The following is a 24,336-nucleotide window of genomic DNA, read 5'->3' as shown; positions in this document are numbered from 1 at the left end:
CATGAGCAAGAAGGAGGGTGAGATTATTGCGGTATTTTGACTATCTAACCCCGGAGCAAGAAAGCGATATTTTCCATCATCGTCCGTCGGAGTTCAGCAACCGCGACGACAAGGAATTGCTTGCTTATGCAGTCGGAGCCGCGCTCTATATGCCGGCTACTAGACCGACGATCGCCGAGGACATTGTAAATCGGAAGATTAAGGGGCTTGTCTCGCTCGTCATCGATCTCGAGGACGCAGTCGGAGACAACCAGCTGTATGCTGCGGAGAACAATCTTCGCGCTACTTTGGACAAGCTGCAGAATGATCTGGATTGCGGACGGCTGCAGCACAAGGAGCTTCCGCTGATTTTTATCCGCGTAAGATCGGCGGCTCAGCTACGTAAGCTGCTTCTGCTGCTGGAGGATCGGCTTGAGCTTGTAACGGGCTTTGCTTTCCCCAAGTTTACCGCGCCGGAGGGGGAGGCGTACTTCCAGCTTCTTGAGCAGTTCAATCGCGGAAAGGCCGAGGGAGCCCCGAAGCTCTATGGCATGCCGATTCTGGAAACGCCGGATGTTATCTATCGTGAAAGCCGATGGTCGGCTTTGCAGAATATTCATGCGCTCCTGACTCAATACAAGAGCTATGTGCTTAACGTTCGGATCGGAGCAACGGATTTTTCCAGCATTTTCGGTCTTAGACGGAATCCTGATATGACGATCTACGACATTGGAGTCATACGGGATTGCGTAACGGATATACTGAACCTGTTCGGCAGGGAAGACAACGGCTTTGTCGTCTCGGGTCCAGTCTGGGAGTATTTTAAGAGCGATCGGGTACTGAAGCCGCAGCTCAGGATGACGCCTTTTCAAGAAATGATGGGCAAGGATGGCTTGAGGCTGCGCATGTCCTATCTGAATCGGTACGTGGACGGACTCATACGCGAGGTAGCTTACGACAAGGAGAACGGCATTATCGGCAAGACGATCATTCATCCGTCCCATCTCCAGCCGGTACAGTCTATGTACGTCGTAACTCATGAGGAGTATATCGACGCCGCCAGCATCATTGCCAACAATCAAGGCGAGCTCGGCGTGATGAGAAGCGAGTATGCGAACAAGATGAACGAGATCAAGCCGCACTTGAACTGGTCCAGAAGAATTATGAACCGATCAAAGATTTTTGGGGTGTTGCATGAAAAACATAACTTCACATGCCTTCTCGCCGACGCTCAGCGAGAGGGAGCGCTTGTATAGCATTGTCGATGGGCTGGAGGTCGAGGTAAGGGTGAACGCCAATCCTTACGGCTTGCGGCTGGACAGCTTGTTCGAAATGGCGGCGCGGATTAATAAGAAACGCGGCTTTCTCTTCGTCAGCAAGCTGCTGGGGAAGCACATTCCTGTAGTTCCGTCGTTGTCGTTAGGCTCGGGAGCGATGCTCGGCTGCTTGTACGAGGAACGAATATTGGGTCGCTCCTCGACGCTTGCCGCCGATATCCTGTCCGACGCGTTCGGCAACCGGGACAACGCCGATCAGCTTTACAGGAAGGCCATATCGAACAAGATCCATCTTGACGAGCCCACCTTGTTTATCGGGTTCGCCGAGACGGCCACAGCGCTCGGGCACAGCATGTTCGATGTCTTCACGGGGCAGGCGGAGTTCCTGCATACGACGCGCGAGAGCATTACTTCTCGAGTCTCCTCGATCAACTTCGATGAAGAGCACTCTCACGCCGTGGCGCATCGCTGCTATGCGCGGGACCGGAATTTCTTCAGCAAGCCTTCGCGCATCGTGCTCGTGGATGACGAGATTACAACGGGCAAGACGGCGCTGAATATCATTCGGGAGCTGCACGAGCAGTTCGGGCATCGCGACTTCGTCGTGGCAAGTCTGCTGGACTGGCGTTCCGAGGCGGACCGCGAGCGCTTCTCCGAGCTGTCGCGCACGCTTGGCGTTCAGATTCGCAGCCTGGCTCTTGTAGAAGGAGCGATCTCCGTCCAAGGAAGTCCTCTTGAAGCGGATGGAGAAGGCGAGGCTGTGCGAGAGGACAGCTCAATAGTATTCCAACGGCATGATGTTTCCGGGATGTTCGAACACGAGCCAATCGAGACGGCAGAGGAGCACCGGGAGAGCAAGGAGCGCCCGGCGGCTTATCTGAAGCATTCCGGGAGATTCGGCATGAACGTCTCGGATGAAGCCTCTCTCGGGAAGGAAATCGCCAAGGCGGCCGAATACTTGTCTTCCCGGAGAACGGGACAGCGTGTGCTATGTCTGGGCACCGGCGAGTTCATGTACATTCCCATGCGAATCGCGCAGCTGATGGGAAGCGGCACCTATAGCCAATCGACGACAAGAAGTCCCATTCATCCGATGCGCAAGGAAGGATACGCGGTATCCTCCGCCTATCGCTTCGATGCTCCGGATGGGGAAGAGGTGCCTAACTTTATCTATAACGTCGCGCCGGGCCAATACGATGAAGCTTTCGTATTTGTGGAGCGGCAGTATGATCCGAAGCAAGGGGAGTCCTTCGAACGGGCGCTCGCGCGCATCGGCATTCCGGTCGTGCATTTGGTTTTCTTCGGCAAGTGAGAGCATGGAGGGTTCAAGCATGAGGGCATCCGTATTCGAAGGCAATCTGGCATTGCCGGCTACCATGGGCAGTTACAAGCAGGAAGATGTCGTGTTTCTATTAAAGGATCTAAGCGATATTGAATTGGAACGAGGCACGGAGGACCGGGAAGAAGCGATTCAATCCGGAACGCACTATTCAGAAATGCTGCCGATTGAATATCGGCCCACCGATTCGTATATTCGCCTCTACCAGGAGACCTTGCAGACGACGGCAGCCAAGGTCGCGGAGGCGGTTGCGGTCGTATCCGAGCAAATCGTGGCCAAGCGCGGGACTTCGACCGTCCTTGTGTCGTTGGCCCGGGCAGGAACGCCGATCGGCGTACTGATCAAACGCTACATTCAAGCCTACTACAAGGTAGCCCTGCCCCACTACAGCATCTCGATTATCCGGGGCAAAGGCATTGACGAGAACGCCCTTAAATATATATTGAGAAACCATCCGGGGGATGAAATTCAATTCATCGACGGATGGACCGGCAAAGGCGCGATCCGCAAGGTGCTGGTACAAGCCTGCCGAGACTTTGCGGAGAAATACGGCGTTCAGCTGAACGACGATCTCGCCGTTCTCGCAGACCCGGGCTGCTGCTCGGCGACTTACGGCACGCGGGAGGATTTCCTGATCCCGAGCGCGTGCCTGAATTCGACGGTGTCCGGTCTCGTCAGCAGAACCGTGCTGCGCGACGATCTTATCGGTCCCGATGATTACCACGGAGCGAAGTATTATCGCAATCTGGCGGAGGACGATCTATCGAACGCTTACGTGGAGGCCATCGAGCGGCATTTTTCGAGCGTCAGGCAGCAGGCCGTAAAGCAAGCCGAAGAGCTGCTGTCGCGGACGGACGATCAAGTCACCTGGCAGGGGGAACGGGATATTCGCAACATCCAGAGAGACTTCGGCATCGGCGACATCAATCTCGTGAAGCCGGGCGTGGGCGAGACGACCCGCGTGCTGCTGCGGCGGATTCCCTGGAAAATACTCGTCGACGATCCGGATAATCCGAATCTCGCCCCGATTCTGCTGTTGGCTGCGGACAGAGGCGTTCCCGTGGAGAAATATCCCGATTTGACTTATTCGTGCTGCGGCATCATTAAGCCGCTTAGGGAGGATTAAGCTTGATCTTTGCATGCGATTTGGACCAGACGCTTATCTATTCCCGCAATTCAAGAGGCGAATGCGACGAGGGAACATTGGTAACCGTCGAGTATTACGAAGGCGCGCCGCTCTCCTATATGACAAGCAGGGCGTTTGGGCTGCTGCAGAGGCTTAGCCAAAGCCTGCACTTTGTTCCGACGACGACGAGAACCGTGGAGCAGTTCGAACGCATACACGGACTGTCGGATGGAATACGCAGCCGTTACGCGATCGTCAGCAACGGCGGCAAGGTGCTGATCGACGGCCGGGCAGATCTGGAATGGGATGCGCTGGTGCGGGAGGCGGTGCGCAGGGAAGCCGCCTCCGCAGCAGAGATCAAAGGGCGCTTCGATCAGCTTGTCCATGCCGATTGGATTATCAAGGAACGGTACTGGGACGAGCTGTTCTATTCGATCGTCGTACACAGAGACCTGATTCCATCAGGTTGGATGGAGGAGCTCGCGAGCCGGCTCGCCGGCAGCGGCTGGGGCTGCTCGCTGCAGGGCCGGAAGGTTTACCTGGTTCCGAATTCCGTGAACAAGGGCGCAGCCGTTCGCTATGTGAAGGAGCTGGCGGGAGCTCGCGAGATTTTCGCCGCAGGGGACAGCTTGCTCGACGAGAGCATGCTGCTCATCGCCGAGCAAGCGATGGCTCCCGCTCATGGCGAGCTATTCCGGAAGTATGGCGGAAGACACAGCGCAATCCGCTTCGCCCGTCATTCGGGCATAGAAGCCTCCGAGGATATTCTGGAAGCGTTGACGAGCCGTTTGGAGATGAGGAGCGCGTAATGACGAACATTTATTTCAACCGCTGGTTCTCCACGGTTTACCACTATATGAATATGATTCGCGATAATCCGGACGGACAACAATTTACCTTCTACGGAACCCATTCCGATCCGGGGCACATCTCCCTGCAAGCCTGCGAGGTAACCGAGCGGGAGCCGGCGGTCAAGGGCAAGGAGTATGTCGATTTCGCCGTTGATTTCTGCCGTCGCCATCGCATCGACGTCTTCGTTCCGCGCTTAAATATGCTGGATATCGCGAAGGAAATTCATCGCTTCGACGAGATCGGCACGAAGGTGATGGTATGCAGGGATACGGAACTGCTGGAGAGAATGATGGACAAGGATCGCTTCTATGAGGCGATGGCGGACACCGGCGTCGTTCCCCTGCCGGAGTACTACGTCGCAGAGACGGCGGAGCAATTCGAGGCGGCTTGCGAGAGGCTTGAGCGCAACGGCCACAGAGTGTGCTTCAAGCCGACGAATGCCGAAGGGGGTATGGGCTTCCGTATTATCGACAATGCCATCGATCCTCTGCAAAGCTTGTACGGCTGGGTCGGACTGTCGATTTCCTTCGAACAGGCTTACGCTGCGCTTTCGACGGTTGAACGTTTTCCTAAGCTGATGGTGATGGAGCTCCTGGAGGAGGACGAATACAGCATCGATTGTATTTCGGATGCTCAGGGGCAGCTGATCGCGGCCATTCCGAGGCGCAAATCCTCGGGACGAATCTATGTGATGGACGATAAGCCGGAGCTGGCCGAGATTGCGCGAAGAACGGCAGAGTATTGCCGTATTCCGTTCGCCTTCAACATCCAGGTCAAATACAATAAAGGCGTCCCGAAGCTTCTGGAGATCAACCCGAGGATGTCGGGCGGCCTGTATCTCGCTTGCCTGACCGGGGTGAACGTTCCTTATCTTGCAGTCAAAGCGCTTCTCGGACAGCCTGTCGAGCCTGTGGTCCCGCGTCTGGGAATTCGCGCAAGCTACCTCGAATGGCCGGTTTTAATGAAGGATCATGAGGAACTTCCCATAAAAAATTGACGAGAGCTGCCGAAAACCCTAAACTAAAATTAAAGCTTGCCCAGGACTTCGCGTCCCATGAGCTTTGATTTGGATGGACAGGAGGTCGCATAACTTGCTTCGTTCAAAATGGGGGCTTGCCTCCGTAATCGTCGGTTATTTGGCCGGCTTGATCTCGTCATATTTTATTCCCGTTCCCGTGGCATTGATCTTTCCCGTGCTGGGAACGATGCTCGCATCCGTCATTCGCCAAGCGGAGCTGAAGGTGGCCAGGCTGGCCGCGGAGAGAGACGCTGCCAACGCTGCCGCGCTTGCGGCTGCGACCCAAGCTCAGCAGCAGGAGCTTCAAGCCGCCCCGCAAGCTGCGGGCAATCGTTCTCGCGGATCTGCGGAGACTGTGAGGCCGTCCGCGTCAGAGACGAAGGCGCCGGAGCTAGGGCCGGAATGGGATTCCATTATGGAGTATATCGGAACGATTGAGGATATGGTGCTGCTGGAGGGCGAGAAGGACAATCTCGACAACGAGATCGTCCAGCGCACGCTATCGGTGCTCGTCAGGCTCAACCGCATCATTCCACAGCTCGTCGCCTTCAACAACGGCGAAATCAATCATAAGATTCAGAGACTGGTCCTTAAGGATCTGAATGGCGCGATTACTCCATTCCTGCATCTGAGCGGAGAGGCGAAGCGGCAGAACCGCAGGCTGCTGCTGAACAGCCTTCGCGATATCGACAACCAGATTACGACGTATACCGGCTTTATCGAGCAGAAGGACCTTATGGAACTGAAAAATAAGGCCGAGCTTATCCATCAGCGCTATGGCGCTGGCAACTAATCGACGGGAGGATTCACGTATGAGCATGCAAGCCATTATGCTTAAAGATTCGGATTCGGCAAGAGTGCAACAAGAAGCCCAGGCGACCATTCAGCGGATATCGAGTACGGATGCTTCGCAATTGGACTCTCTGATGGACGAAATCGGCCGTATGGGCCAGAAGACGATGGAGAAAGCCGGAGCGAATCTGACGCTGCTGGAAAGACCGCTTAACGATCTTCTCAGCGGGAAGCGCTCGGAGATCGCGGGCAACATCCTCAAGCTGCGCAACGAGGTCGACGATCTGAACCGGAGCAAGGACCTGTCGCTCATGCAGAGAATTCTTCGCAAGACGCCGATGAAGAATTACATTATGAAGTACCAATCCGTACGGACGAACGTTCAGGCCATTATTTCCTCCTTGCGCAACGGCAAGGACACGCTGGAAGAGAACGTCGTGCACATGCGCAACCTGAAGCAGATGTGTATTCAGGAGATGTACAACGTGCAGCAGCGGATCGAGCTCGGCAACCAGCTGAAAACGCTGTTCGAGCAAGAGATGGCCAAGCCGGAGAACGAGAACAGAAGACCTCAGCTGGAGCGAGGGCTGCGCAAGGTCGTTACGCGCATTCAGGCGCTGACCGAGATGATCATGCTCTACCAGCAGGCGATCGCCGGCTCCGATATTATCAACGACAACAATGACAAGCTGATCGATTCCGTGGACGCCACCATCGACAAGACGCAGCATCTTATTACCGTGTCGGCAATGATCGCAACGGCGCTCGAAGATCAAGTAAAGGTCATCGATGCCGTGAATGCGACGAACGAGATGCTCGGGAAGCAGTTCGCCGAGAATGCTCGGATGCTCAATGAAACGACGCAGAAGACGACCCAGGCGATGACCAAATCGTCGATGTCGATGGAGCAGATCAATCAGGCGATGAACGATCTCACTTCCGCCATTACGCGCTGCGAGGAGTCCAATCGCACGATTATCGCATCGGCAACGGAGCAGACAAGCCGCTTGCAGGAGATCAACAAGCAGATGGGGCAGCGCCTCGGTCTACAGCCCGGAGCCAGCGCCGCGCCGGCGCAAAATGCCGTTCAGGCGCCTTCGATCACCAGCCTTCTGGATTAAGCCCGGAATATCGCACAAAGAAAGACTATGAAGCTGTCCCGAATGTAGTTATAACGACTATGAAGGGACAGCTTTATCTTTTTATACCATCAGAAAGTATAAGGTTTAGGACTCCTTATCCCATCTGATAGCTCGATACAAAACGTCTGCCGCCGTACCAAGGACGGCGAAGCCGTTTTTACTTGACGATACAGGCTTTATAAGTTTCACGCTTATCCTTCTCTGAATCGTCTCCGCAAATCTTCTCCGGCTGTCGGAGGACGCCGAAGGCGTTTTTGCTTGCTGGGGCTCGTAGATTCCCGGATACACGAAACAAGGTCAAGACGGCGGCTTTACCCGTCATAATCTTCCTCATCGCTCTATAGACTATGATATCGAAACCTATCGATCTCATAGAGAGGGTGAAGACGGATATGGCTTTGGGCGGGATCATCATCGGATTGATAGCTCTGGTTCTCATCATCGTGGCGAGCAGCGAGAAGGCGGAGTCGATCGCGGAATTGGTCGAACAATGATTGCGGATATTCCCTCCAACACAGATGTTCAAACGCTTCTCCATTTGGTAATATATTCATAGCGACATCAAGAGTCGGGAGGAGACAGCTTGGATTTTACCTTTGAAATCTTGGATTCGTCCACGATCAATATCCAGTTCAATTACGGCGGAGCCTGGTTCGAATTTAATTTATTCCATAAAGAGGATCAATGGGTTCTGCACCCCTATGACGGGAATCTGCTGGGCAATCCCGATATGTGCCGGCTTGTCATCGCCGATCTTCTTGCGAACAAGCCGTTCCAGGTCTTGCTGGCCAAGGAACGAATTATGCTATCGAGGCTTAGAACGTCAGTAGACGTATCCGGAGACCGGGAGATTCACCATGAACGCGCAGGTGGCGGTCGATCCGATATCGATATCGATATCGATATAGATTTGGATTCAGGAGGAACGGACGAGCTTGAAGACTGGATTCGGGGAAATTCGTTCGAGGAGATACTGAACCAGGAGCTGCAAGGCATCGAAGGAAGGCAGCAATTGTTTAATTCCCTCCTGCAAAAAATGTTCTACGAAAATCTGGGCCCTGGGGACGAAGAGTTCGACAAGGTTCAGGAGATTGCGCGAATCTATAAGGATGCGGCCGGAAGAATCAGTCAATTGAGAGATTCGGGCAACGATTTCAAGGATCGTCCTTCGGACCGTCGCCGTTTCTAGGGAGGAATCGGAATATGAAATACGAAGTGCTGTACTCGGGAGCCTTTGCCATGCTTAAGGTTCATTTACAGTCCGGCGAAGCCATCAAGGCCGAGTCTGGAGCGATGGTGTCCATGTCCCCGGCCATTGACGTCAAAGGCACGGCGGACGGCGGCATTATGGCCGGTCTGGGAAGAATGCTGAGCGGAGAGACCTTCTTCTTCCAGGAGCTTTCGGCTAATCGGGGCGGAGGAGAGGTGCTGCTGGCGCCGTCGTCCATCGGCGACATTCAGGCGATCGAGCTGGACGGCTCCTATCGGCTGTTCGTACAGAAGGACGGATTTCTCGCGGGCTCAAGCGGCATTCAAGTGAATACGAAGATGCAGAACCTCAGCCGGGGACTGCTCTCGGGGGAAGGCTTCTTCATTATTGAGATCAGCGGGTCGGGCACCGTGTTCCTGTCGTCCTACGGGGCGATCCATGCGATCAACCTGGAGCCGGGCGAGGAAAGAATTATCGATAACGGCCATCTGGTCGCTTGGCCGGATTACGTGCACTATTCGATAGAGAAAGCCTCGAAGGGCTGGTTTTCCAGCGTGACAAGCGGCGAAGGGCTCGTATGTCGATTCCGCGGCGAGGGGATCGTACTCATTCAGAGCCGCAACCCTTCGGGCTTCGGCAACTGGATCAAGAAATTTCTGCCCGGGCGTTAGGGAATAGGCATTGCGAATTTTCTGTGAATTTCAAGCAGACCGGCTCTCGAATGCTATAATAGGGGTAATCGAGGTTTACAGAGAAGAGGTGCGAGCCTATGGATATGCAGCCTGCCGTCGGAAGAGGATTGCCCGTTGTATCCTATGAGCAAATATTCGAGCATTACAAGGATAAAATATTCAGCTTTGCCTGGAAAATTTTACGAAGCACGACAGATACGGAAGAGGCCGTTCAGGAGACCTTCTTGAAGCTGTACGTGAATTACGAGCGGCTGGATCCGGCAGGTTCGATATCTTCGTTGATTTTCACCACAACCAAGAACATCTGCATCGACATGCTGCGCAAGCGAAAAACAAAGCTGACGCTGAATCATCCGATGATGAAGCATGAAGGCTGGGAGGATCAGGCTGCCGAGGCGAATCGGCCGGAGGATGCGCTGATTCGTAAGGAGGCCTCCGAGCACCTGCTGCTGGCGATCGAGAAGCTGCCCAAGGCTTATCGTCTGATGGTCTATCAGCGGTATGTGCTCGATATGTCGATGGAGGAAATCGTGGAATTCAACCATGTCAAAATGAACACGGTCAAATCCCGTCTGAAGCGTGGCAGAGACCTGCTCAAGAAGCATTTGGATAAAGCGAAGAACGACTGGCCGTGAACTCCGGGGGGAAGGACCGGGATTCACGGCTTTCTCTATTTATCGTGCGATTTTCTCATGGAGAGTGCCAATTCAACAAGAGGTGAACAAGATCATGACCAGCGTGCAGATCCGTAACAATGTTAAAGTGTTGGGAAAAGGCGATCGACCGCTCGTCTTTGGGCATGGCTTCGGCTGCGATCAGGAGATGTGGCGCTATGTGTCTCCGCAGTTCGAGGAGGATTACCGCGTTGTCCTGTTCGACTATGTCGGTTCGGGGGAATCCGATTGGAGCGCTTACGACTCCGGGAGATATGACAGTCTGAACGGCTATGCCCAGGACGTTCTGGATATCGCAGAGGATCTGGGCCTCCAAGACGCGATATTCGTGGGCCATTCGGTCAGCGGCATGATCGGCGCTCTGGCTTCGATCGTTCAGCCGAGTTATTTCGGCAGTTTGATCATGCTCGGGCCCTCACCGTGCTATATGAACTTGCCACCCGATTACTTTGGCGGATTCGACCGCAAGGATATTGAAGGGCTGCTGTCGATGATGGAGATGAACTACATGGGATGGGCCAGCTACCTGGCTCCGCTCGTCATGAACAATCCGGAGCGGCGCGAGCTGTCGGACGAGCTGGAGCAAAGCTTCCGTTCCAGGGACCCGCAAATCGCCCGCCAGTTCGCGGAGGTGACCTTCCACTCGGATTGCCGCGACGAGCTGGACAAAGTGACCGTTCCTTCGCTGATTCTGCAATGCATGGACGATGTAATCGCCCCTCTCCAGGTGGGGGATTATCTCCATGCTCATCTTCGGAACAGCACCCTCAGGCAGATGCAGGCGAAGGGCCATTATCCGCATCTTAGCCATCCCGAAGAAACAACGCATTTGATCAAGCAATATTTATCCTCAACGCTGAGTTAGCCTCTTGAAAGGAATACGAGATATGGATGAACAGTTGAATTATGCGCCTTGCGGGTATCTTAGTCTATGGAATACAGGCGTTATCGCGGAGGTCAACCAGACGCTGCTGGATTCTTTGGAGTACGAAAGGGAGGAAGTGCTTGGTCAGCATGTCGAGATGCTCATGACGATTTCCAACTAGCTTTTTTTCCATTCCTATTTCTACCCTTTCATTCAGCTTAACGGTCAAATCTACGAGATTTATTTGACCTTGAAGGCGAAGAACGGACGCGAGCTGCCTGTGCTGCTGAACGGGGTTCGCAAGAAGCGCGGCAAGGAAACGTTCATCGATTGCATCTTCATTGAAATGAGCAAGAGAATCGAGTACGAGAAGGAAATGCTGAATGCCAGAAAAAAGCTGGAGGAGCTAAACAAGGCAAAGGATTTGGCGCACGAAGCGTTAAAGGCTTTGCACGAAGAGCTTGCCGGCAAGCAGGAGAAGCTGATCGAGCTTAATCTGGCGCTGGAGTCGCAAGCCTATACGGACGGGCTGACCGGCGTCGGAAATCGCAGATCGTTTCAGGAAAGTCTGGCGGCAAGCATTGCCGCGTTCGACAGGCTGCAAATTCCGTTCTCGCTGGTGATGCTGGACATCGATTACTTCAAGCGGATCAACGATACCTTCGGACATCCGGTCGGAGATGAAATTCTTAAAAAGCTGGCCAGGGCGATCCAGGAGCAGTCGAGAGAAATCGATGTCGTGGCCCGGTATGGAGGAGAAGAGTTCGCCGTCATTCTCCCGGATGCCGACCGGACCGGTTCGGGGCTCGCGGCCGAGCGTTATCGCCGTACCATCGAGCAAATGGACTGGGGCGAGTGTCAGGTAACGATCAGTCTCGGAGTCGCGACAATCCGGGAAGGGGATACTTCCGAATCGATGATTCAGAATGCGGATCAGGCGCTATACGCCTCCAAGAGCGGCGGCAGAAACCGGGTCACGCACGCGGAAGGCTAAAGATAAGGAACGACTACGCCTCCGTACACAAAAGCAGCCAGAATAACGAGAGCGGGATGGATTTTACGTTTCTCCATAGCCCACAGGGCCACGGCGGCAATGATTAGAGCCTGCCAGACCCCCAAGGAGTTCATGGAGGTTCTTCCCATCTGCCAAGTGAGCACAAGCATCATGACGGCAATGACCGGCTGCACGAGCAAGGTCATCCCCTTAACCACCTTGGATTGCCGATGCCGCTGCATCAAACGCAGCAAGACGATCAGGGCGGCGGCCGAAGGCAGGATGGTCGCGGCGAGAGCGACGATAGCCCCGGCGATCCCGGACACGTCGTAGCCGACGAACGCGGCGAATTTAGTGGCGATCGGTCCGGGCAACGTGTTAGCCAATGCGAGGACATTGGAAAATTCGTGGTCCGTCATCCAGCCGTAATGAGTGACAATCTCCTGATACATCAGCGGGATGGATGCAGGGCCCCCGCCGTATCCGAGCAGATTCGAGAGGAAGAAGCCCCAGAGCAGATCGAACAGATCGTTCATGAGACACCGCCTTCATTTCTCTTGCGGTTCGTCCTGACACGATCGACGATACGATAATGAAATGCGCCGTAAGCCAGAAAAAGCACAATGACGATTGCCGGATGAACGGGGACGAGCTGAAGAAGCGCGAAGGAAACGGCGCAGAAAACGACGACCATGAATTTGCCGAGGCCTTGGTAGGCCTTCTTCACGAACTCGTATGCCATCACCCCGAGCATGACGGCAATGACAGGCATCACGGCAACGATCATTCCTTGAACGACGGGGGAGCTGCTTAGCGCATCAACGAAGGCCAGCAGCGCGAGAATCGCGATGGAAGAGGGAAGAATATGCGCGAGCACCGAGAGAATCGCTCCTGAAGCGCCCTTCTCCCGATAGCCGAGATAAGCGGCCATCTTCGTGGCAATCGGTCCGGGCAGCGCGTTGGCGATCGCCAGCACTTCTCCGAATTCGTCATCATCCATCCAGCGATAGTGGTTAACCGCTTCATAGCGGATGAGCGGAATGACCGACGGCCCGCCGCCGTAGCCTAGAATGCCCGTCTTCAGCATCGCCCACGTCAATTGTCCGTAGCTTCCCCTTTTGATTGCGGAATCCATCCTTTATAACCTCATTCCCATTCGACTCTTATAACGATTGATCAGAACCTGACAATCCACGCTGACGACCCCCGGAAGCTTGTATAGCTTCTCGTTCAAGAAGATTTCCATTTCCTTATGATTCGTAAACAAACCGTGCATATGCAGCTTGCTTGGGCCGGTCATGTGGTAGAGGCTGGTCACGGCGGCTTCTTCCGCGAGCGTATCGGCAATGCTCTGAAGACGCTTCGGCTCAACCTCCACGTTAAAGAAGGCCGACACGGCAATGCCCAGCTTCTCGGGATTAATAACGGCGGTGAAGCGCTCGATGACGCCTTCCTCCAGCAGGGCGTTCACTCGGGCCTGGATCGCTACGCGCGAAAGGCCGATTTCTTTGGCCAGATCGGTATAGGAGATCCGACCGTTGGCGTTCAAGGCTTTAACAATCTGGCGATCAATGTCGTCTACGGCGTGTGTCATAGGTTCCTCCTTAAGGGAAAATGTTATTTTAATTCAAAAGGAAAGTTATATTAATGATTTATTTTCAATATGTAAGAATATAACGTATTTTATTTTCAATTTCAATTCTTCCTTGCAGCCGTTCTCCATGAGTTTCCTCAAAAGACCTGTATGGATTCTCTGCTCCATCGGTATTCTAAAGTGGACTAATGTCGAAGGGGGAACGCTCGATGGAGCTTTATATCGGAATCGTAAAAAAGGGAAAATTCATCGGACAAGAGATCAATTCGATTCGGGAAATGGAGTTCTCCAAAGAGAGCGATGCAGTGGGACATTGGCCCAAGCAGCCGTTGGACCTGGCGCCTTATGAGAATAAGATTGTACTCATCAATCTGGCCAACAACCATGCGGCTTCGGTTATTGATGAATCAGACAATGAGTCTGCGATCGACAGACTCCATGAACTCAGCGCCCCGCAGTAAGTAAGCCGGCATGAGAAGAAGCCGAACTCGGCAGAGAGTCGGCTTCTTCGTATATGCGTTCAGAGCAACAGTATATCCCGAACTTCTTGTTCCGTCATCGTCGCCCTTCCTTCTGTGCCTTCCGAATGAACGACCTCGTCGATCAGATTCTTTTTTCGCTGCTGCAGCGCGTAGATTTTCTCCTCGACGGTATCCTGTGCGATCAGACGAAGCACCTGAACGACGTTCTTCTGCCCCATCCGATGCGCCCTATCGGCGGCTTGCTGTTCCACTGCGGGATTCCACCACAGATCGTATAGGATGACGGTATCGGCTCCGGTCAGGTTGAGACCGGTTCCTCCGGCTTTGAGCGAGATTAGAAACAGGTCTCTTTCGCCCTCGTTGAAGCGTTGGCACAATTCGACGCGCTCCGATGCAGGCGTCTGACCGTCCAGATAGAAGCACGGCACTTCGGAGCTTCCAAGCTCCCTGCGGATGAGGTCCAGCATTCCTGTGAATTGCGAGAAGACAAGCACCCGCTTGCCGGCGCTGCGGCATTCCTCCAGAAGCTCCAGCAGTTGCTCAAGCTTGGCCGATCGGCCCTCGTACCCTTCCACGAACAGGGCCGGGTGGCAGCAAAGCTGGCGGAGCCGGGTAATTCCGGCCAAAATTCGAATCCGGCTCTTGCCGAAGCCTTCCTCGTCCAGATGCTTCAGCGTCTCCTTGCGCAGCTTGGCAAGATAGGCCAGGTAAAGCTTCTTCTGCTCGGGAAGCAGCGCGGACGTCTGGACGGATTCGATCTTCTCCGGCAGCTCTGCCAGCACGTCCGCCTTCAATCGTCGAAGCAGGAAGGGGCGAGCACGCCTGGCTACGTCGTCCCGAGTCAGCTCGCTGAACGTCTCTCGATTCCGGAACAGCTCCGGAAACACGACGTCATAGATCGACCAGAGCTCCTCGATGGCATTCTCAATGGGCGTTCCTGTCAGAGCAAACCGATGACGGGCTTTAATGGCTTTAACCGACCTTGCGGTCTGAGTCGTATCGTTCTTGAAAGCCTGAGCCTCATCGAGGATAAGCGTATGGAAGCTGAGCTGCGCGTACGAATCGAGGTCTCTGCGCAAGAGCGGGTAGGAAGTAATCAAGATGTCTGTATCGGCCGGATGCCGAAGCCTTCGGGTTCGTTCGGCTTTGCTTCCGTCCGCCACCGAGACCCGAATGTCCGGGGCGAACTTGCTTATTTCATTGCGCCAATTGTACAGAAGCGATGCGGGACATACGATGAGCGCGGGCAGCTGTTCGCGGCGAATGTCGGCAAGCACGGAGACAAGGAAAGCGATGCTCTGCAACGATTTGCCAAGTCCCATATCGTCGGCGAGAATGCCTCCGAACCGATAATACGCCAGCGATTTCATCCACTGGTAGCCATGCTTCTGATAATCCCGCAGGACGGGAGCGAGTGATTCCGGCACCGAGAAGCTTAGGGTATCGGGATTGCTGAGGCTCTCCAGGAACGTGCGGAGCGACGTTTCCAGCTGAATGGCGGAATGTTCGATTCCATCCTCCAACAGTCCAAGCCCGCGAACTGCCGGCAGATGGAGCGTATTCCCGGAGATTTGGCCCTTGTCGACCTTCATCACAGCGATGAAGCGGTTGATCGCCTCGTAATCCGGCGTCTCCAACGGAACGAGCGCGCCGCTTGCCAGCTTGTAGTATTTTCGCTTGTCGCTCAGCGCCTGGATCAATTGACGGATTTCCGCTTCGGGTACACCCTCCAGCTCGAATTTGCAATCCAGCCAGTTCGTTCGCTCATCGAAGCCGATTCTGATCTTCGGCGGGGGATTCCCCTTGTACAGTCTGGCTTTAACCGCTGTCGTCGCATACACCTGCAGCAGCTTCTCCAGCTCGGGGATTCTATGGTACAGAAAGTCGAATTGACTCTCCTCGTCTTCCATGAAATACCCGCTCTCGGTTCGAAGAAACCGGCTTTGCTCCATCAGCTCGATTATACGCGCTTCCTTGTCCGTATCTCTCAAGAGAATCCGATAAGCTCCGCGGGGTCTGTCCTCTTCAAGCGGATTAAGAACGACGTCGCCGTAATGAAATTCGAGTCCCGCGAGCAAGCGATCCTTCACGCGATCAAGATAAAGCTTCGCTTTTAGCGGGACGCGCACGACCCTCTCGGACAGGGCAGGGGAGAGATGCACGTCGCCCAGCTTCCGGAGACCGGGAATGACTCGTTCAAGGAACGACTCAAGCTGCTCCTCGGCAATCTCGATTCGGTTGCTGCGGGCTCTGCTCAGCATTTGCTGCAATTCCGCCAGACGTTGGGCTTGCTCCGTGGGCAAGCTCAACAACCTTCCCTCCGAAAGAACGGCCCCGTAGAGAGCCATCACCTTCAAGCCGTCTATGCCTTGCACCGTCAAGCTGTATCGCGGCAATGCGGATTCCGAAGCTGCATCGCCCGACTCTATTTGCGCCACATCGAAACGCAGCGGCAGCTGCGCTTCCGATAGTTGCAGGCCTTCTCCGGAGAAGCCGTCATGTTCCATTCGCACCAATGGCGCTTTCGCAAGTCGCTTCACGAGGCTTTCCCATGATGCCGGGGGGATGAGAAGCATTCGTTCCTCCGAAGGGAGGGAAGGACGGGACGAGTAGAGACTGCCGGCAGCCAGATACGCGGTCTCGTTCAGATGAATCTCGATCAGCTTGTCGATAACCGAATCGTCGGAGGCTTGCATGCGATGCGATGCGGGATCATAGACCAGAGATGATGAGATGGCGCAGCTTGCTCCCCGGCTAAGCCGATCAAGGAATTCGCGAATCCGCTTCACGCTGTGCAGTCGATTGAGACCGACCTTAAGCTCTATCCCGAACATAAGCGTTCCGTTGCGATGGGGAAAAGGAACGCAGGCGAATTCCACCCGGAGCATTTCCCGGTTGTCGAGCAAAGCGGATGAGCTGCGAGGTCGGGAACGCACAGCGGGAGACGAGAACAAGCCAAGCACATCGACGGTTAACGAGGCGCTCGGCGATGAAGAGCTTGCGGGCTGTGAGTTGGAGCGGAGCGCGAGCGGCGACTCGTCTTGAGCGATACCCGTATATGCGGAAGCGTCGGCTTCATTGCGAATTTCGTAAATGCGGAGCAGAACCGCGGCGATATGGCGGCACAGCTTGTCGGACAAATTCAAAGAGAGACATTCGCAATCGGCGTGAATGTCTCCGTCATTGTCCAGATCGATCTTTACGCGAAAGGGCGAGGAGCTTCCTCCCACTGTCGCTATATAGGCAGATCGTTCGGCATCGATATCGGTGATTCTGACCTTGCCGGCTCTATAGTCCGCTTCTCCTCTACTGTAAGAGTAAGAGCCGCACAGGCTTTGGATCGCTTTCTTGGTTAGCGGTCGGCTCATGGCTGATCTCGATCCAACAGGTTCGCCAGCGATTTCAGACGTTCCTTGCGGCCGGGAAGCTGGGAGAGAAAGATGCGGAGGTTGGGAAAATCATCGAGATTAAGAGAATAGAATACCCATTGCCCGCGCTTGACCTCGCTGATCAAGCCCGCGCTTCTCAGCTTGCGCAAATGCTGGCTGGCATTCGGCTGGCTGGTGCCGAGCAAGGCAACGATATCGGTCACGCATAAGTCCTTTTCCTGCAGCAAGCCGAGAATGGCCAGACGCGTCCGATCCCCCAACAGCTTGAGCAGCTCCGCCATTTCGCCTAATCTGTCGCTCATTGTGTTCGGCCTCTTTTCCCGCTGGAGTCTATTCGTGAAGGCTAATAGATTCGTATATAAAGATATATTAATTTATAGCATAAAAAATAAACGAGATAAAGGGATCTCGCGGGGGGAGCCAGGCGACGTCAAGTCGCCTTCACCCGGTTAAAGAAGCCTGCGATCGCCATCTCGGCGGCACCCATCATCGTAGAGCGTTCCCCGAGCTCGGCGAACAGAAGCTGAACCTTGCGCAGATGGAAGCCAAGGGCGCGCTGAACGACGGCTTGACGCAGAGCGCCCTCCAACCATGGACGCGCCTGGCTCATGCGGTTGCCGATGACGACGGCGTCGGGATTGAATACGTTCACGATATTGGCGATTCCGATGCCGAGATATTCTCCGATGCTCTCGAACAGCTTGAGCACGTCCGGCTGGCCGGCTTCCGCCGAGGCAAGCAGCCCCTCCAGATCCTCGAAGCCGAGCGGAGCGGCTTGCTCCAGCAGCGCCTGCTCGGAGGCGTACAGCTCCCAGCAGCCGCGGTTGCCGCATGCGCAGCTTCGGCCGTGGGCCTCGACGGACAGGTGCCCCATCTCTCCGGAAAAGCCCGAAGCGCCTTTGTACAGCGTCTTGTGCAGAATCAGGCCGGTTCCGATGCCGATTCCGACACTGACATAGACCAGATTGTGAATGCTGCGTCCTGCTCCGTATTTCTGTTCGCCAATCGCGCCTACATTGGCTTCGTTGTCAATCGTAACCGGCAGCTCGAAGCGCTCGGACAGCAAGCGCTGGAGGGGAACGTCCCGCCAGCTCAGATTGGGGGCCAGCAGCAGCGTTCCGCTCTCGTCGACAAGGCCGGGGACGCCGACTCCGATGCCGACAATCCCGTAGGCGCTCTGGGGAGCTTGCGCCATCAGCGCTTCGATGCAAGCGCCCAGCTGCTCGACAGCCTCTCCCGGCTCGGAATGACGAAGCGAGGAGGTGCGCTCGGCAACGACTTTCCCGCGCAGATCGGTCAGCACGCCGCGAATATAGTTAACGCCGAGATCGACTCCGATGGCGTAGCCGGCCTCCGCGACAAAATCCAGCATGACCGGCTTGCGCCCGCCGCTGGATTGCCCGGTGCCCGTCTCCCTGACCAGCGAGCCGTCGATAAGTCCTTGCACTAGGCTGGACACGGTTGCTTTATTCAGGCCCGACTGCTCGGAGATTTGCGCGCGGGAGAGCGGAGCGCCCCGCAATATGGCATCCAGCACGATGGCTGTGTTGATTCTTTTGATCAGGGCTTGATCGCCCGTAGGTGTGGTCATAACGGGAGAAACGGCTCCTTCTGGGTCATGTCCGCAGCAACTGCGGCAGCTTCTCTAGCATACCACAATCGAATGATAAAAACTTAGTTTATCCAATAGACAAACTAAGTTGGCGCATGATATGCTGAGATCAGTTCATAATATTGTGATCGCTTACAAGGAGGCATATTTAACATGAGTAAATTTGTCAACGTTCCTAAGATTCAGTATGAAGGCCGCGGTTCGAAGAATCCGTTCGCATTCAAGCACTACAATCCGCAAGAGGTCGTATTCGGCAAAACGATGGAGGAGCATCTCCGGTTTGCGGTCGCATACTGGCATACATTTAACGCTAATGGCGGCGATCCGTTCGGCGCAGGCACGGCTGTCCGCAGCTGGGACTCCCTCTCGCCGCTGGATCGGTCCAAAGCGCGCGTGGAAGCGAACTTCGAGCTGCTGGAGAAGCTGAACGTTCCTTTCTACGCATTCCACGATGCAGATATCGCTCCCGAAGGCGCGACGCTTGCCGAAACGAACAAAAATCTTGACGTCATCGTAGCGATGCTGAAGGACTATCAGAAGTCCACGGGCAAGAAGCTGCTGTGGAACACGGTTAACCTGTTCACGAATCCTCGTTATGTGCACGGCGCAAGCACGACGAATAACGCCGAGGTGTTCGCATATGCTGCGGCAACCTTGAAGAAGGGATTGGAAGTGGGCAAAGAGCTCGGAGCCGAGAACTATGTGTTCTGGGGCGGCCGCGAAGGCTACGAATCGCTGCTGAACACCGACATGAAGCTGGAGCTGGACAATCTGGCGCGCTTCCTGCATATGGCGGTCGACTACGCGAAGGAAATCGGCTTCGATGCCCAATTCCTGATCGAGCCTAAGCCGAAAGAGCCGTCCAAGCACCAATATGATTTTGACTCCGCTACCGCAATCGCCTTCCTGCAAAACTACGGCCTGAAGGATGTCTTCAAGCTGAACATTGAAGCGAACCATGCGACGCTTGCGGGCCACACGTTCGAGCACGAGCTGCACACGGCTCGCATCAACGGCATGCTCGGCTCCATCGACGCGAACCAGGGCGACATGCTGCTCGGCTGGGACACAGACGAGTTCCCGACCGATCTGGTGGCCACGACGCTGGCGATGTACGAGATTCTCAAGAACGACGGTCTCGGACGCGGCGGCGTAAACTTCGACGCCAAGGTGCGCCGCTCTTCCTTCGAGGACGAGGACTTGTTCTTCGCCCATATCGCCGGAATGGACACTTACGCGCGCGGCTTGAAAGCGGCGGCGAAGCTGATCGAGGACCGTGTGCTCGACGACGTCATCGCGAAGCGCTACAGCAGCTTCAGCGAGGGCATCGGCGCGGAGATCGTATCCGGCAAAGCCACGCTGAAGTCGCTGGAGGCTTATGCGCTGCAAGCGAAGCCTATTCGCAACGAGTCCGCGCGTCTTGAGCAGCTTAAGGCTACACTAAACGACGTGATCTTCAGCGTATAAGGAGAGCTTCCATGAAATACGTGATTGGCATCGATCTGGGAACGAGCGCCGTTAAGACGCTGCTCGTCGGACGGGACGGCGCCGTGCATGCGGAAGCGACCCGCGAATACCCGCTTCACCACGACAAGGCGGGCTGGAGCGAGCAGGAGCCCGAGGATTGGGTGGCCGGAACGATCGGAGCGCTTGGAGATTTAATCGCAAGCTCCGGCGTCGCACCGGCCGATATCGAGGGCCTTAGCTTCTCGGGGCAGATGCACGGGCTCGTGCTGCTGGATGAGCGGAACAAGCCCGTACGCAGGGCGATTCTGTGGAACGATACGCGAACGACCGAGCAATGCCGGGAGATTGAGCGCACGCTGGGAGACGCGCTGCTGAACGTCACCCGCAACCCGGCGCTTGAAGGCTTTACGCTGCCGAAAATCTTGTGGGTGAAGCGGCAGGAGCCGGAGGCTTACGCGCAAGCAAGCCGGTTCGTGCTGCCCAAGGATTATGTAAGGCTGCGCCTTACAGGCGAGCTGCACATGGATCTGTCGGATGCCGCCGGAACGCTTATGCTGGATGTTGCGCGCAGAGGCTGGAGCACTGAGGTGCTGGAAGCATTCGGCATTCCGCATGCGTTCTGTCCGCCTCTGGTGGAAGCCGGCGCTTGCGTGGGCACGCTGAGTGCAGACGCGGCTCTCTCGACGGGGCTAGCCCAGAGCACCAAGGTGTTCGCCGGCGGTGCTGACAATGCCTGCGGCGCGATCGGCGCAGGCATTCTGTCTCCGGGCTTGACCCTGTGCAGCATCGGTACCTCCGGGGTTGTCTTGACCTACGAGCAGGATGCATCCGCCGATTATCGCGGGAAGGTGCACTTCTTCAACCACGGCAAGGAGAACGCCTTCTACGCGATGGGAGTTACCCTTGCGGCGGGCTACTCGCTTAGCTGGTTCCGCAATACGTTCGCCAAAGGCGAGTCCTACGACGCGATGCTTGCCGGGGTCGACGGCATTCCGGCCGGCTCGAACGGCTTGCTGTTCTCTCCGTACATCGTTGGCGAGCGGACACCGCACGCGGATGCTCAAATTCGCGGCAGCTTCATCGGCATCGACGGCAGCCACACCCGCGGGCATTTCGCGAGAGCGGTCATGGAGGGCATTACCTTTTCCCTGAACGAATCCATCGAGCTCTTCCGTGCGGCGGGCAAGACGGTGGACAAGATCGTCTCCATCGGCGGCGGTGCCAAAAATCCGCTATGGCTGCAAATGCAGGCGGATATTTTCAAAGCCGACGTCGTTGCGCTAGAGAACGAGCAAGGCCCCGGCCTCGGCGCGGCAATGCTGGCTGCGGTGGGCTGCGGATGGTTCCCGACGCTTGACGCCTGCGGGGAGGTATTCGTCAAGCATAATCGAGTTTATCGGCCAGATGAGAAGACGAGTTCCCGTTATGCGGAGCTGTTCGGGGTCTATCGCCAGGTCTACGGGCAGACGGCGGGAATTAACCATTCTTTATATGCTTTTCGAAACTAGTCTTATCAGATAAAATATAGCTTAGGAAACGGGTGCCTCCCTTTTCCTGAGAAGAGCCTTCGCAATTCCCGGCCGGTAAACGGGAGAAGGCTCTTTTTTACATGTTGCCGCATAGAAGGAAACCTCGAAGCTAAGCCATTCGTAAGATACATAGAGATAACTGTGAAGGATTTCTGCGACGATAATAGGGAGGATGCAAGCATGACAAACGAATTTACCTTGTTGCGGGCGGAGATCGATGAGGCGGGCTACGAAGCCGGAGAACCGATTATAAGGGATGCCGTCCTGAGTATCCGGCCCGGAGAGAGGGTCGGCTTGCTGGGACCGAACGGAGCGGGCAAAAGCACCCTGATGAAGGGGCTGCTCGGACAGCTTCCCCACTGGAAGGCCGGCATTTTCTGGAAAGAGGTTGAACAGGCCGGTAGGAAGAAGGCCAGCGAGGGAACCGAGCTTACCGCGCGGATCGCCTATATTCCGGAGCAACCGATTTTGTACGAGCGGATGACGCTGTGGGAGCATCTTGTTCTCGCCGCCGCGTCCATCGGTTTGCCGGAGGAGGAGTTCCGCGAACGGGCGGACAAGCTGCTTCGGCGTTTTCGCTTGGACGGCTTTCGGCATCATTACCCGATCAAATTTTCTAAAGGGATGCAGCAGAAAACGATGCTGATCGTCGGATTCCTGCTCAAGCCGGAGCTCTACCTGGTAGACGAGCCCTTCATCGGGCTTGACCCCGGAGCGGTGCTTGAATTGATCGGCGCTCTGGACGAGGAGCGCGGTCGCGGAGCGGCCGTGTTGATGACGACACACGTGCTGGATTCGGCGGAACGTCTGTGCGATCGATTCGTGCTGGTTCACAATGGAGGCGTTGCTGCTTCCGGAACCTTAGAGGATATTAGGTCTATCGCGGGATGCGGGGCGGAAGCGGGATTGTTCGATTGTTTCCACAAGCTTACTTATCTCGATGAGGCGCAGTTATGATGCCCGGACCGATGACGGACGAGTTTCGTCCTAACCGCTATCATCCGATTCCCTTGTTCCTTGAGCGAATGCGGGCCAATTGGAAAGCCGACTGGAAAATTTGGCGGACGGTCATGGACTGGACAACATGGCTGTACGTTTTGCTTCCCGGCTTGTTCATCTTCGGCGGGATGTATCGGGATCTGTTGCGCGATCCTCCGGAAGGTCTGGATAGAAGCATTCTTATTCTGATCTATATATTTCTGGCGCTCCTTCAACTCTTCGGAAAGTATAGGACTTTCGCGGAACCCGGAGACGGATTGTTTCTTCATCGCCAGACAAGGTGGTTAAAGGGCAAGATCTTAAGCGGATTTATATACGGATATTTAATGCGTCTGTCGGTCTCCTCCCTGTTCGTTGCAATCGCGGCACCCCTTATGCTGCAAATATTCGGGCTGACAAGCAGTTACATGGTTATTCTGATTATATATTCTTCGATATCCGGTTACGCGTGGATATTGCTTAGAGATCGATTATCGCAATTGCTGCAAGGCTGGAGAAGATCGTTGGCTCTGATCTTAAGTTCCCTTATATTTATTACTGTTTTTGTCCTGCTTGCGGGATATGGGAAAGAAAGCACAGCCGTTCTTGCCCTGGAGATTATACCGATGTTAGCCGTTGCAGCTTGGCTGACGTGGTTACGCCAGCGGATGCAAGGCACATTCCTGCACGAAATTACCACGGAGAATGCTCTCTATGCCACTAAAACGAAGTGGATTCTGAAGGATGCATTGGACAAGAAGCCTACTCCGATGTTGCGAAGGCCTATGCTTTTCCCACGATCCCAACAGCTTCTGAAGCACCGGGATGACACAAGCAGGCTGCTCGATAGTTGGTTTAAATCAGCTTTGAGGCATAGTGACCTATACTACCCAATGCTTAATTTCACAGGTATAGGAATAGCAGCGGTAAGCTTGCCCCCGACATTGCTGGCAGTCTTGGTCTGGTTTGCCATGCCCCTGCTTGTCATGCTAATGCTGCACAGGCAGTGGTTGAACTGGTTAAGCGAGCCGTACATCGCCTTGTTCAAATGGCGCATAGAGCTGCTTGAGCAAGCAGCGAACAAGGCGAGAGTCTGGGGCACATTACCGACGATGACCGTATGGGCGCTTGTCATAGGCGTGAAGATCGGACTGGCCAACGGAGGAGCGGGATGGCTAGCCGTCGCGATCGCGCCGATCGCCGGGTATTTCTGGCTTCGACTCGTGAATGACATCTTTACTGCTATTAATATTTTCCGCCAAGAATAAGAATAAATTATAGGCCATATTGGAAAACCTATGCGGGCTTGGATGCGTTGATCGTAC

23 protein-coding genes and 1 pseudogene are annotated in these 24,336 nt (G+C 55.1%); 18 read left to right on the top strand and 6 right to left on the bottom strand.

Translation table 11 applies throughout. The annotated features are described in order from the left end of the window. The first annotated feature begins 26 nt into the window (after nt 1-26). The 13 genes from ACFO1S_RS06580 to ACFO1S_RS06520 all read left to right on the top strand — a co-directional run bounded on the left by ACFO1S_RS06580 (nt 27) and on the right by ACFO1S_RS06520 (nt 11,960). The gene (locus tag ACFO1S_RS06580; protein WP_204605364.1) at nt 27-1,235 is read left to right on the top strand and encodes an HpcH/HpaI aldolase/citrate lyase family protein; all 1,209 of its coding nucleotides are present in this window, start codon (nt 27-29) and stop codon (nt 1,233-1,235) included. Further along, the gene (locus tag ACFO1S_RS06575) at nt 1,174-2,568 is read left to right on the top strand and encodes a phosphoribosyltransferase family protein (protein ID WP_378126453.1); all 1,395 of its coding nucleotides are present in this window, start codon (nt 1,174-1,176) and stop codon (nt 2,566-2,568) included. Before ACFO1S_RS06580 ends, ACFO1S_RS06575 begins: the two co-directional genes overlap by 62 nt. A 19-nt stretch (nt 2,569-2,587) precedes the next feature. Further along, a complete protein-coding gene (locus ACFO1S_RS06570) occupies nt 2,588-3,721 on the top strand; it encodes a cysteine protease StiP family protein (RefSeq protein WP_204605366.1) in 1,134 nt (377 codons plus the stop codon). 2 nt (nt 3,722-3,723) lie between these two features. Then, nucleotides 3,724-4,530, top strand: a complete 807-nt coding sequence (locus ACFO1S_RS06565) for an HAD family hydrolase (RefSeq protein WP_204605367.1) — start codon at nt 3,724-3,726, stop codon at nt 4,528-4,530. Beyond that, nucleotides 4,530-5,570, top strand: a complete 1,041-nt coding sequence (locus ACFO1S_RS06560) for an ATP-grasp domain-containing protein (RefSeq protein WP_204605368.1) — start codon at nt 4,530-4,532, stop codon at nt 5,568-5,570. The genes ACFO1S_RS06565 and ACFO1S_RS06560 overlap by 1 nt, the downstream gene beginning before the upstream one ends. A gap of 94 nt (nt 5,571-5,664) precedes the next feature. Then, on the top strand, nt 5,665-6,384 hold the full coding sequence (locus tag ACFO1S_RS06555; RefSeq protein WP_204605369.1) for a DUF456 domain-containing protein: 720 nt from the start codon (nt 5,665-5,667) through the stop codon (nt 6,382-6,384). A 19-nt stretch (nt 6,385-6,403) separates the two neighbouring features. Beyond that, on the top strand, nt 6,404-7,504 hold the full coding sequence (locus ACFO1S_RS06550; protein ID WP_204605370.1) for a toxic anion resistance protein: 1,101 nt from the start codon (nt 6,404-6,406) through the stop codon (nt 7,502-7,504). A 604-nt stretch (nt 7,505-8,108) separates the two neighbouring features. Further along, entirely contained in the window at nt 8,109-8,714 is a 606-nt protein-coding gene (locus ACFO1S_RS06545; RefSeq protein WP_204605371.1) for a hypothetical protein, read from the top strand. Between the two features lie 14 nt (nt 8,715-8,728). Then, complete coding sequence (locus ACFO1S_RS06540; protein ID WP_204605372.1) at nt 8,729-9,406, top strand: TIGR00266 family protein; 678 nt, start codon at nt 8,729-8,731, stop codon at nt 9,404-9,406. Nucleotides 9,407-9,504: 98 nt separating this feature from the next. After that, nucleotides 9,505-10,062 (top strand): RNA polymerase sigma factor, encoded by a 558-nt coding sequence (locus ACFO1S_RS06535; protein ID WP_204605373.1) that lies wholly within the window; start codon nt 9,505-9,507, stop codon nt 10,060-10,062. Nucleotides 10,063-10,156: 94 nt separating this feature from the next. After that, the gene (locus ACFO1S_RS06530) at nt 10,157-10,966 is read left to right on the top strand and encodes an alpha/beta fold hydrolase (RefSeq protein ID WP_378126461.1); all 810 of its coding nucleotides are present in this window, start codon (nt 10,157-10,159) and stop codon (nt 10,964-10,966) included. 22 nt (nt 10,967-10,988) lie between these two features. After that, nucleotides 10,989-11,147: a hypothetical protein gene (locus tag ACFO1S_RS06525; protein ID WP_378126450.1), complete on the top strand. Its 159-nt coding sequence runs from the start codon at nt 10,989-10,991 to the stop codon at nt 11,145-11,147. A gap of 69 nt (nt 11,148-11,216) precedes the next feature. After that, entirely contained in the window at nt 11,217-11,960 is a 744-nt protein-coding gene (locus ACFO1S_RS06520; RefSeq protein WP_378126448.1) for a GGDEF domain-containing protein, read from the top strand. Here ACFO1S_RS06520 and ACFO1S_RS06515 read toward each other — a convergent pair. From ACFO1S_RS06515 to ACFO1S_RS06505, 3 genes are read right to left on the bottom strand one after another with little or no spacing between them, the layout of a single operon-like run. Next, a complete protein-coding gene (locus ACFO1S_RS06515) occupies nt 11,957-12,496 on the bottom strand; it encodes a chromate transporter (RefSeq protein ID WP_204605374.1) in 540 nt (179 codons plus the stop codon). The two genes, ACFO1S_RS06520 and ACFO1S_RS06515, sit on opposite strands and share 4 nt — an antisense overlap. Further along, the gene (locus tag ACFO1S_RS06510; RefSeq protein WP_204605375.1) at nt 12,493-13,095 is read right to left on the bottom strand and encodes a chromate transporter; all 603 of its coding nucleotides are present in this window, start codon (nt 13,093-13,095) and stop codon (nt 12,493-12,495) included. Before ACFO1S_RS06510 ends, ACFO1S_RS06515 begins: the two co-directional genes overlap by 4 nt. 3 nt (nt 13,096-13,098) lie before the next feature. Next, a complete protein-coding gene (locus ACFO1S_RS06505; RefSeq protein ID WP_204605376.1) occupies nt 13,099-13,554 on the bottom strand; it encodes an Lrp/AsnC family transcriptional regulator in 456 nt (151 codons plus the stop codon). 209 nt (nt 13,555-13,763) lie between these two features. On the opposite strand from ACFO1S_RS06505, the gene ACFO1S_RS06500 reads away from it, so the two are divergent. Further along, nucleotides 13,764-14,015 carry a hypothetical protein gene (locus ACFO1S_RS06500; RefSeq protein ID WP_204605377.1) on the top strand — a complete coding sequence of 84 codons (252 nt, stop codon included), beginning with the start codon at nt 13,764-13,766 and terminating at the stop codon, nt 14,013-14,015. 59 nt (nt 14,016-14,074) lie between these two features. Here the strand turns inward: ACFO1S_RS06500 and ACFO1S_RS06495 are convergent, their stop codons facing one another. The 3 genes from ACFO1S_RS06495 to ACFO1S_RS06485 all read right to left on the bottom strand — a co-directional run bounded on the left by ACFO1S_RS06495 (nt 14,075) and on the right by ACFO1S_RS06485 (nt 19,016). Beyond that, nucleotides 14,075-17,404, bottom strand: coding sequence for a DEAD/DEAH box helicase (locus ACFO1S_RS06495; RefSeq protein WP_204605378.1), 3,330 nt, complete (start codon nt 17,402-17,404; stop codon nt 14,075-14,077). Continuing rightward, entirely contained in the window at nt 17,401-17,727 is a 327-nt protein-coding gene (locus ACFO1S_RS06490; protein ID WP_204605379.1) for an ArsR/SmtB family transcription factor, read from the bottom strand. The genes ACFO1S_RS06495 and ACFO1S_RS06490 overlap by 4 nt, the downstream gene beginning before the upstream one ends. A gap of 128 nt (nt 17,728-17,855) precedes the next feature. After that, nucleotides 17,856-19,016, bottom strand: coding sequence for an ROK family protein (locus ACFO1S_RS06485; protein ID WP_204605380.1), 1,161 nt, complete (start codon nt 19,014-19,016; stop codon nt 17,856-17,858). Nucleotides 19,017-19,190: 174 nt separating this feature from the next. On the opposite strand from ACFO1S_RS06485, the gene xylA reads away from it, so the two are divergent. The 4 genes and pseudogenes from xylA to ACFO1S_RS06465 all read left to right on the top strand — a co-directional run bounded on the left by xylA (nt 19,191) and on the right by ACFO1S_RS06465 (nt 24,279). Continuing rightward, nucleotides 19,191-20,504 (top strand): xylose isomerase, encoded by a 1,314-nt coding sequence (gene xylA, locus ACFO1S_RS06480; RefSeq protein ID WP_204605381.1) that lies wholly within the window; start codon nt 19,191-19,193, stop codon nt 20,502-20,504. A gap of 11 nt (nt 20,505-20,515) precedes the next feature. Continuing rightward, complete coding sequence (gene xylB, locus ACFO1S_RS06475; protein ID WP_204605382.1) at nt 20,516-22,012, top strand: xylulokinase; 1,497 nt, start codon at nt 20,516-20,518, stop codon at nt 22,010-22,012. A 228-nt stretch (nt 22,013-22,240) separates the two neighbouring features. Next, a pseudogene (locus ACFO1S_RS06470) lies at nt 22,241-22,990 on the top strand (ABC transporter ATP-binding protein); the annotation flags it as partial. Further along, nucleotides 22,987-24,279 carry an ABC transporter permease gene (locus ACFO1S_RS06465; protein WP_204605384.1) on the top strand — a complete coding sequence of 431 codons (1,293 nt, stop codon included), beginning with the start codon at nt 22,987-22,989 and terminating at the stop codon, nt 24,277-24,279. The pseudogene ACFO1S_RS06470 and the gene ACFO1S_RS06465, both read left to right, overlap by 4 nt. The last annotated feature ends 57 nt before the right edge of the window (nt 24,280-24,336 follow it).

This window comes from Cohnella boryungensis (assembly GCF_042651945.1).
Classification (GTDB): Bacteria; Bacillota; Bacilli; order Paenibacillales; family Paenibacillaceae; genus Cohnella; species Cohnella boryungensis.
The sequence above is the reverse complement of the archived record's forward strand: the minus strand, read 5'-3'. Positions and strand labels throughout refer to the sequence as shown.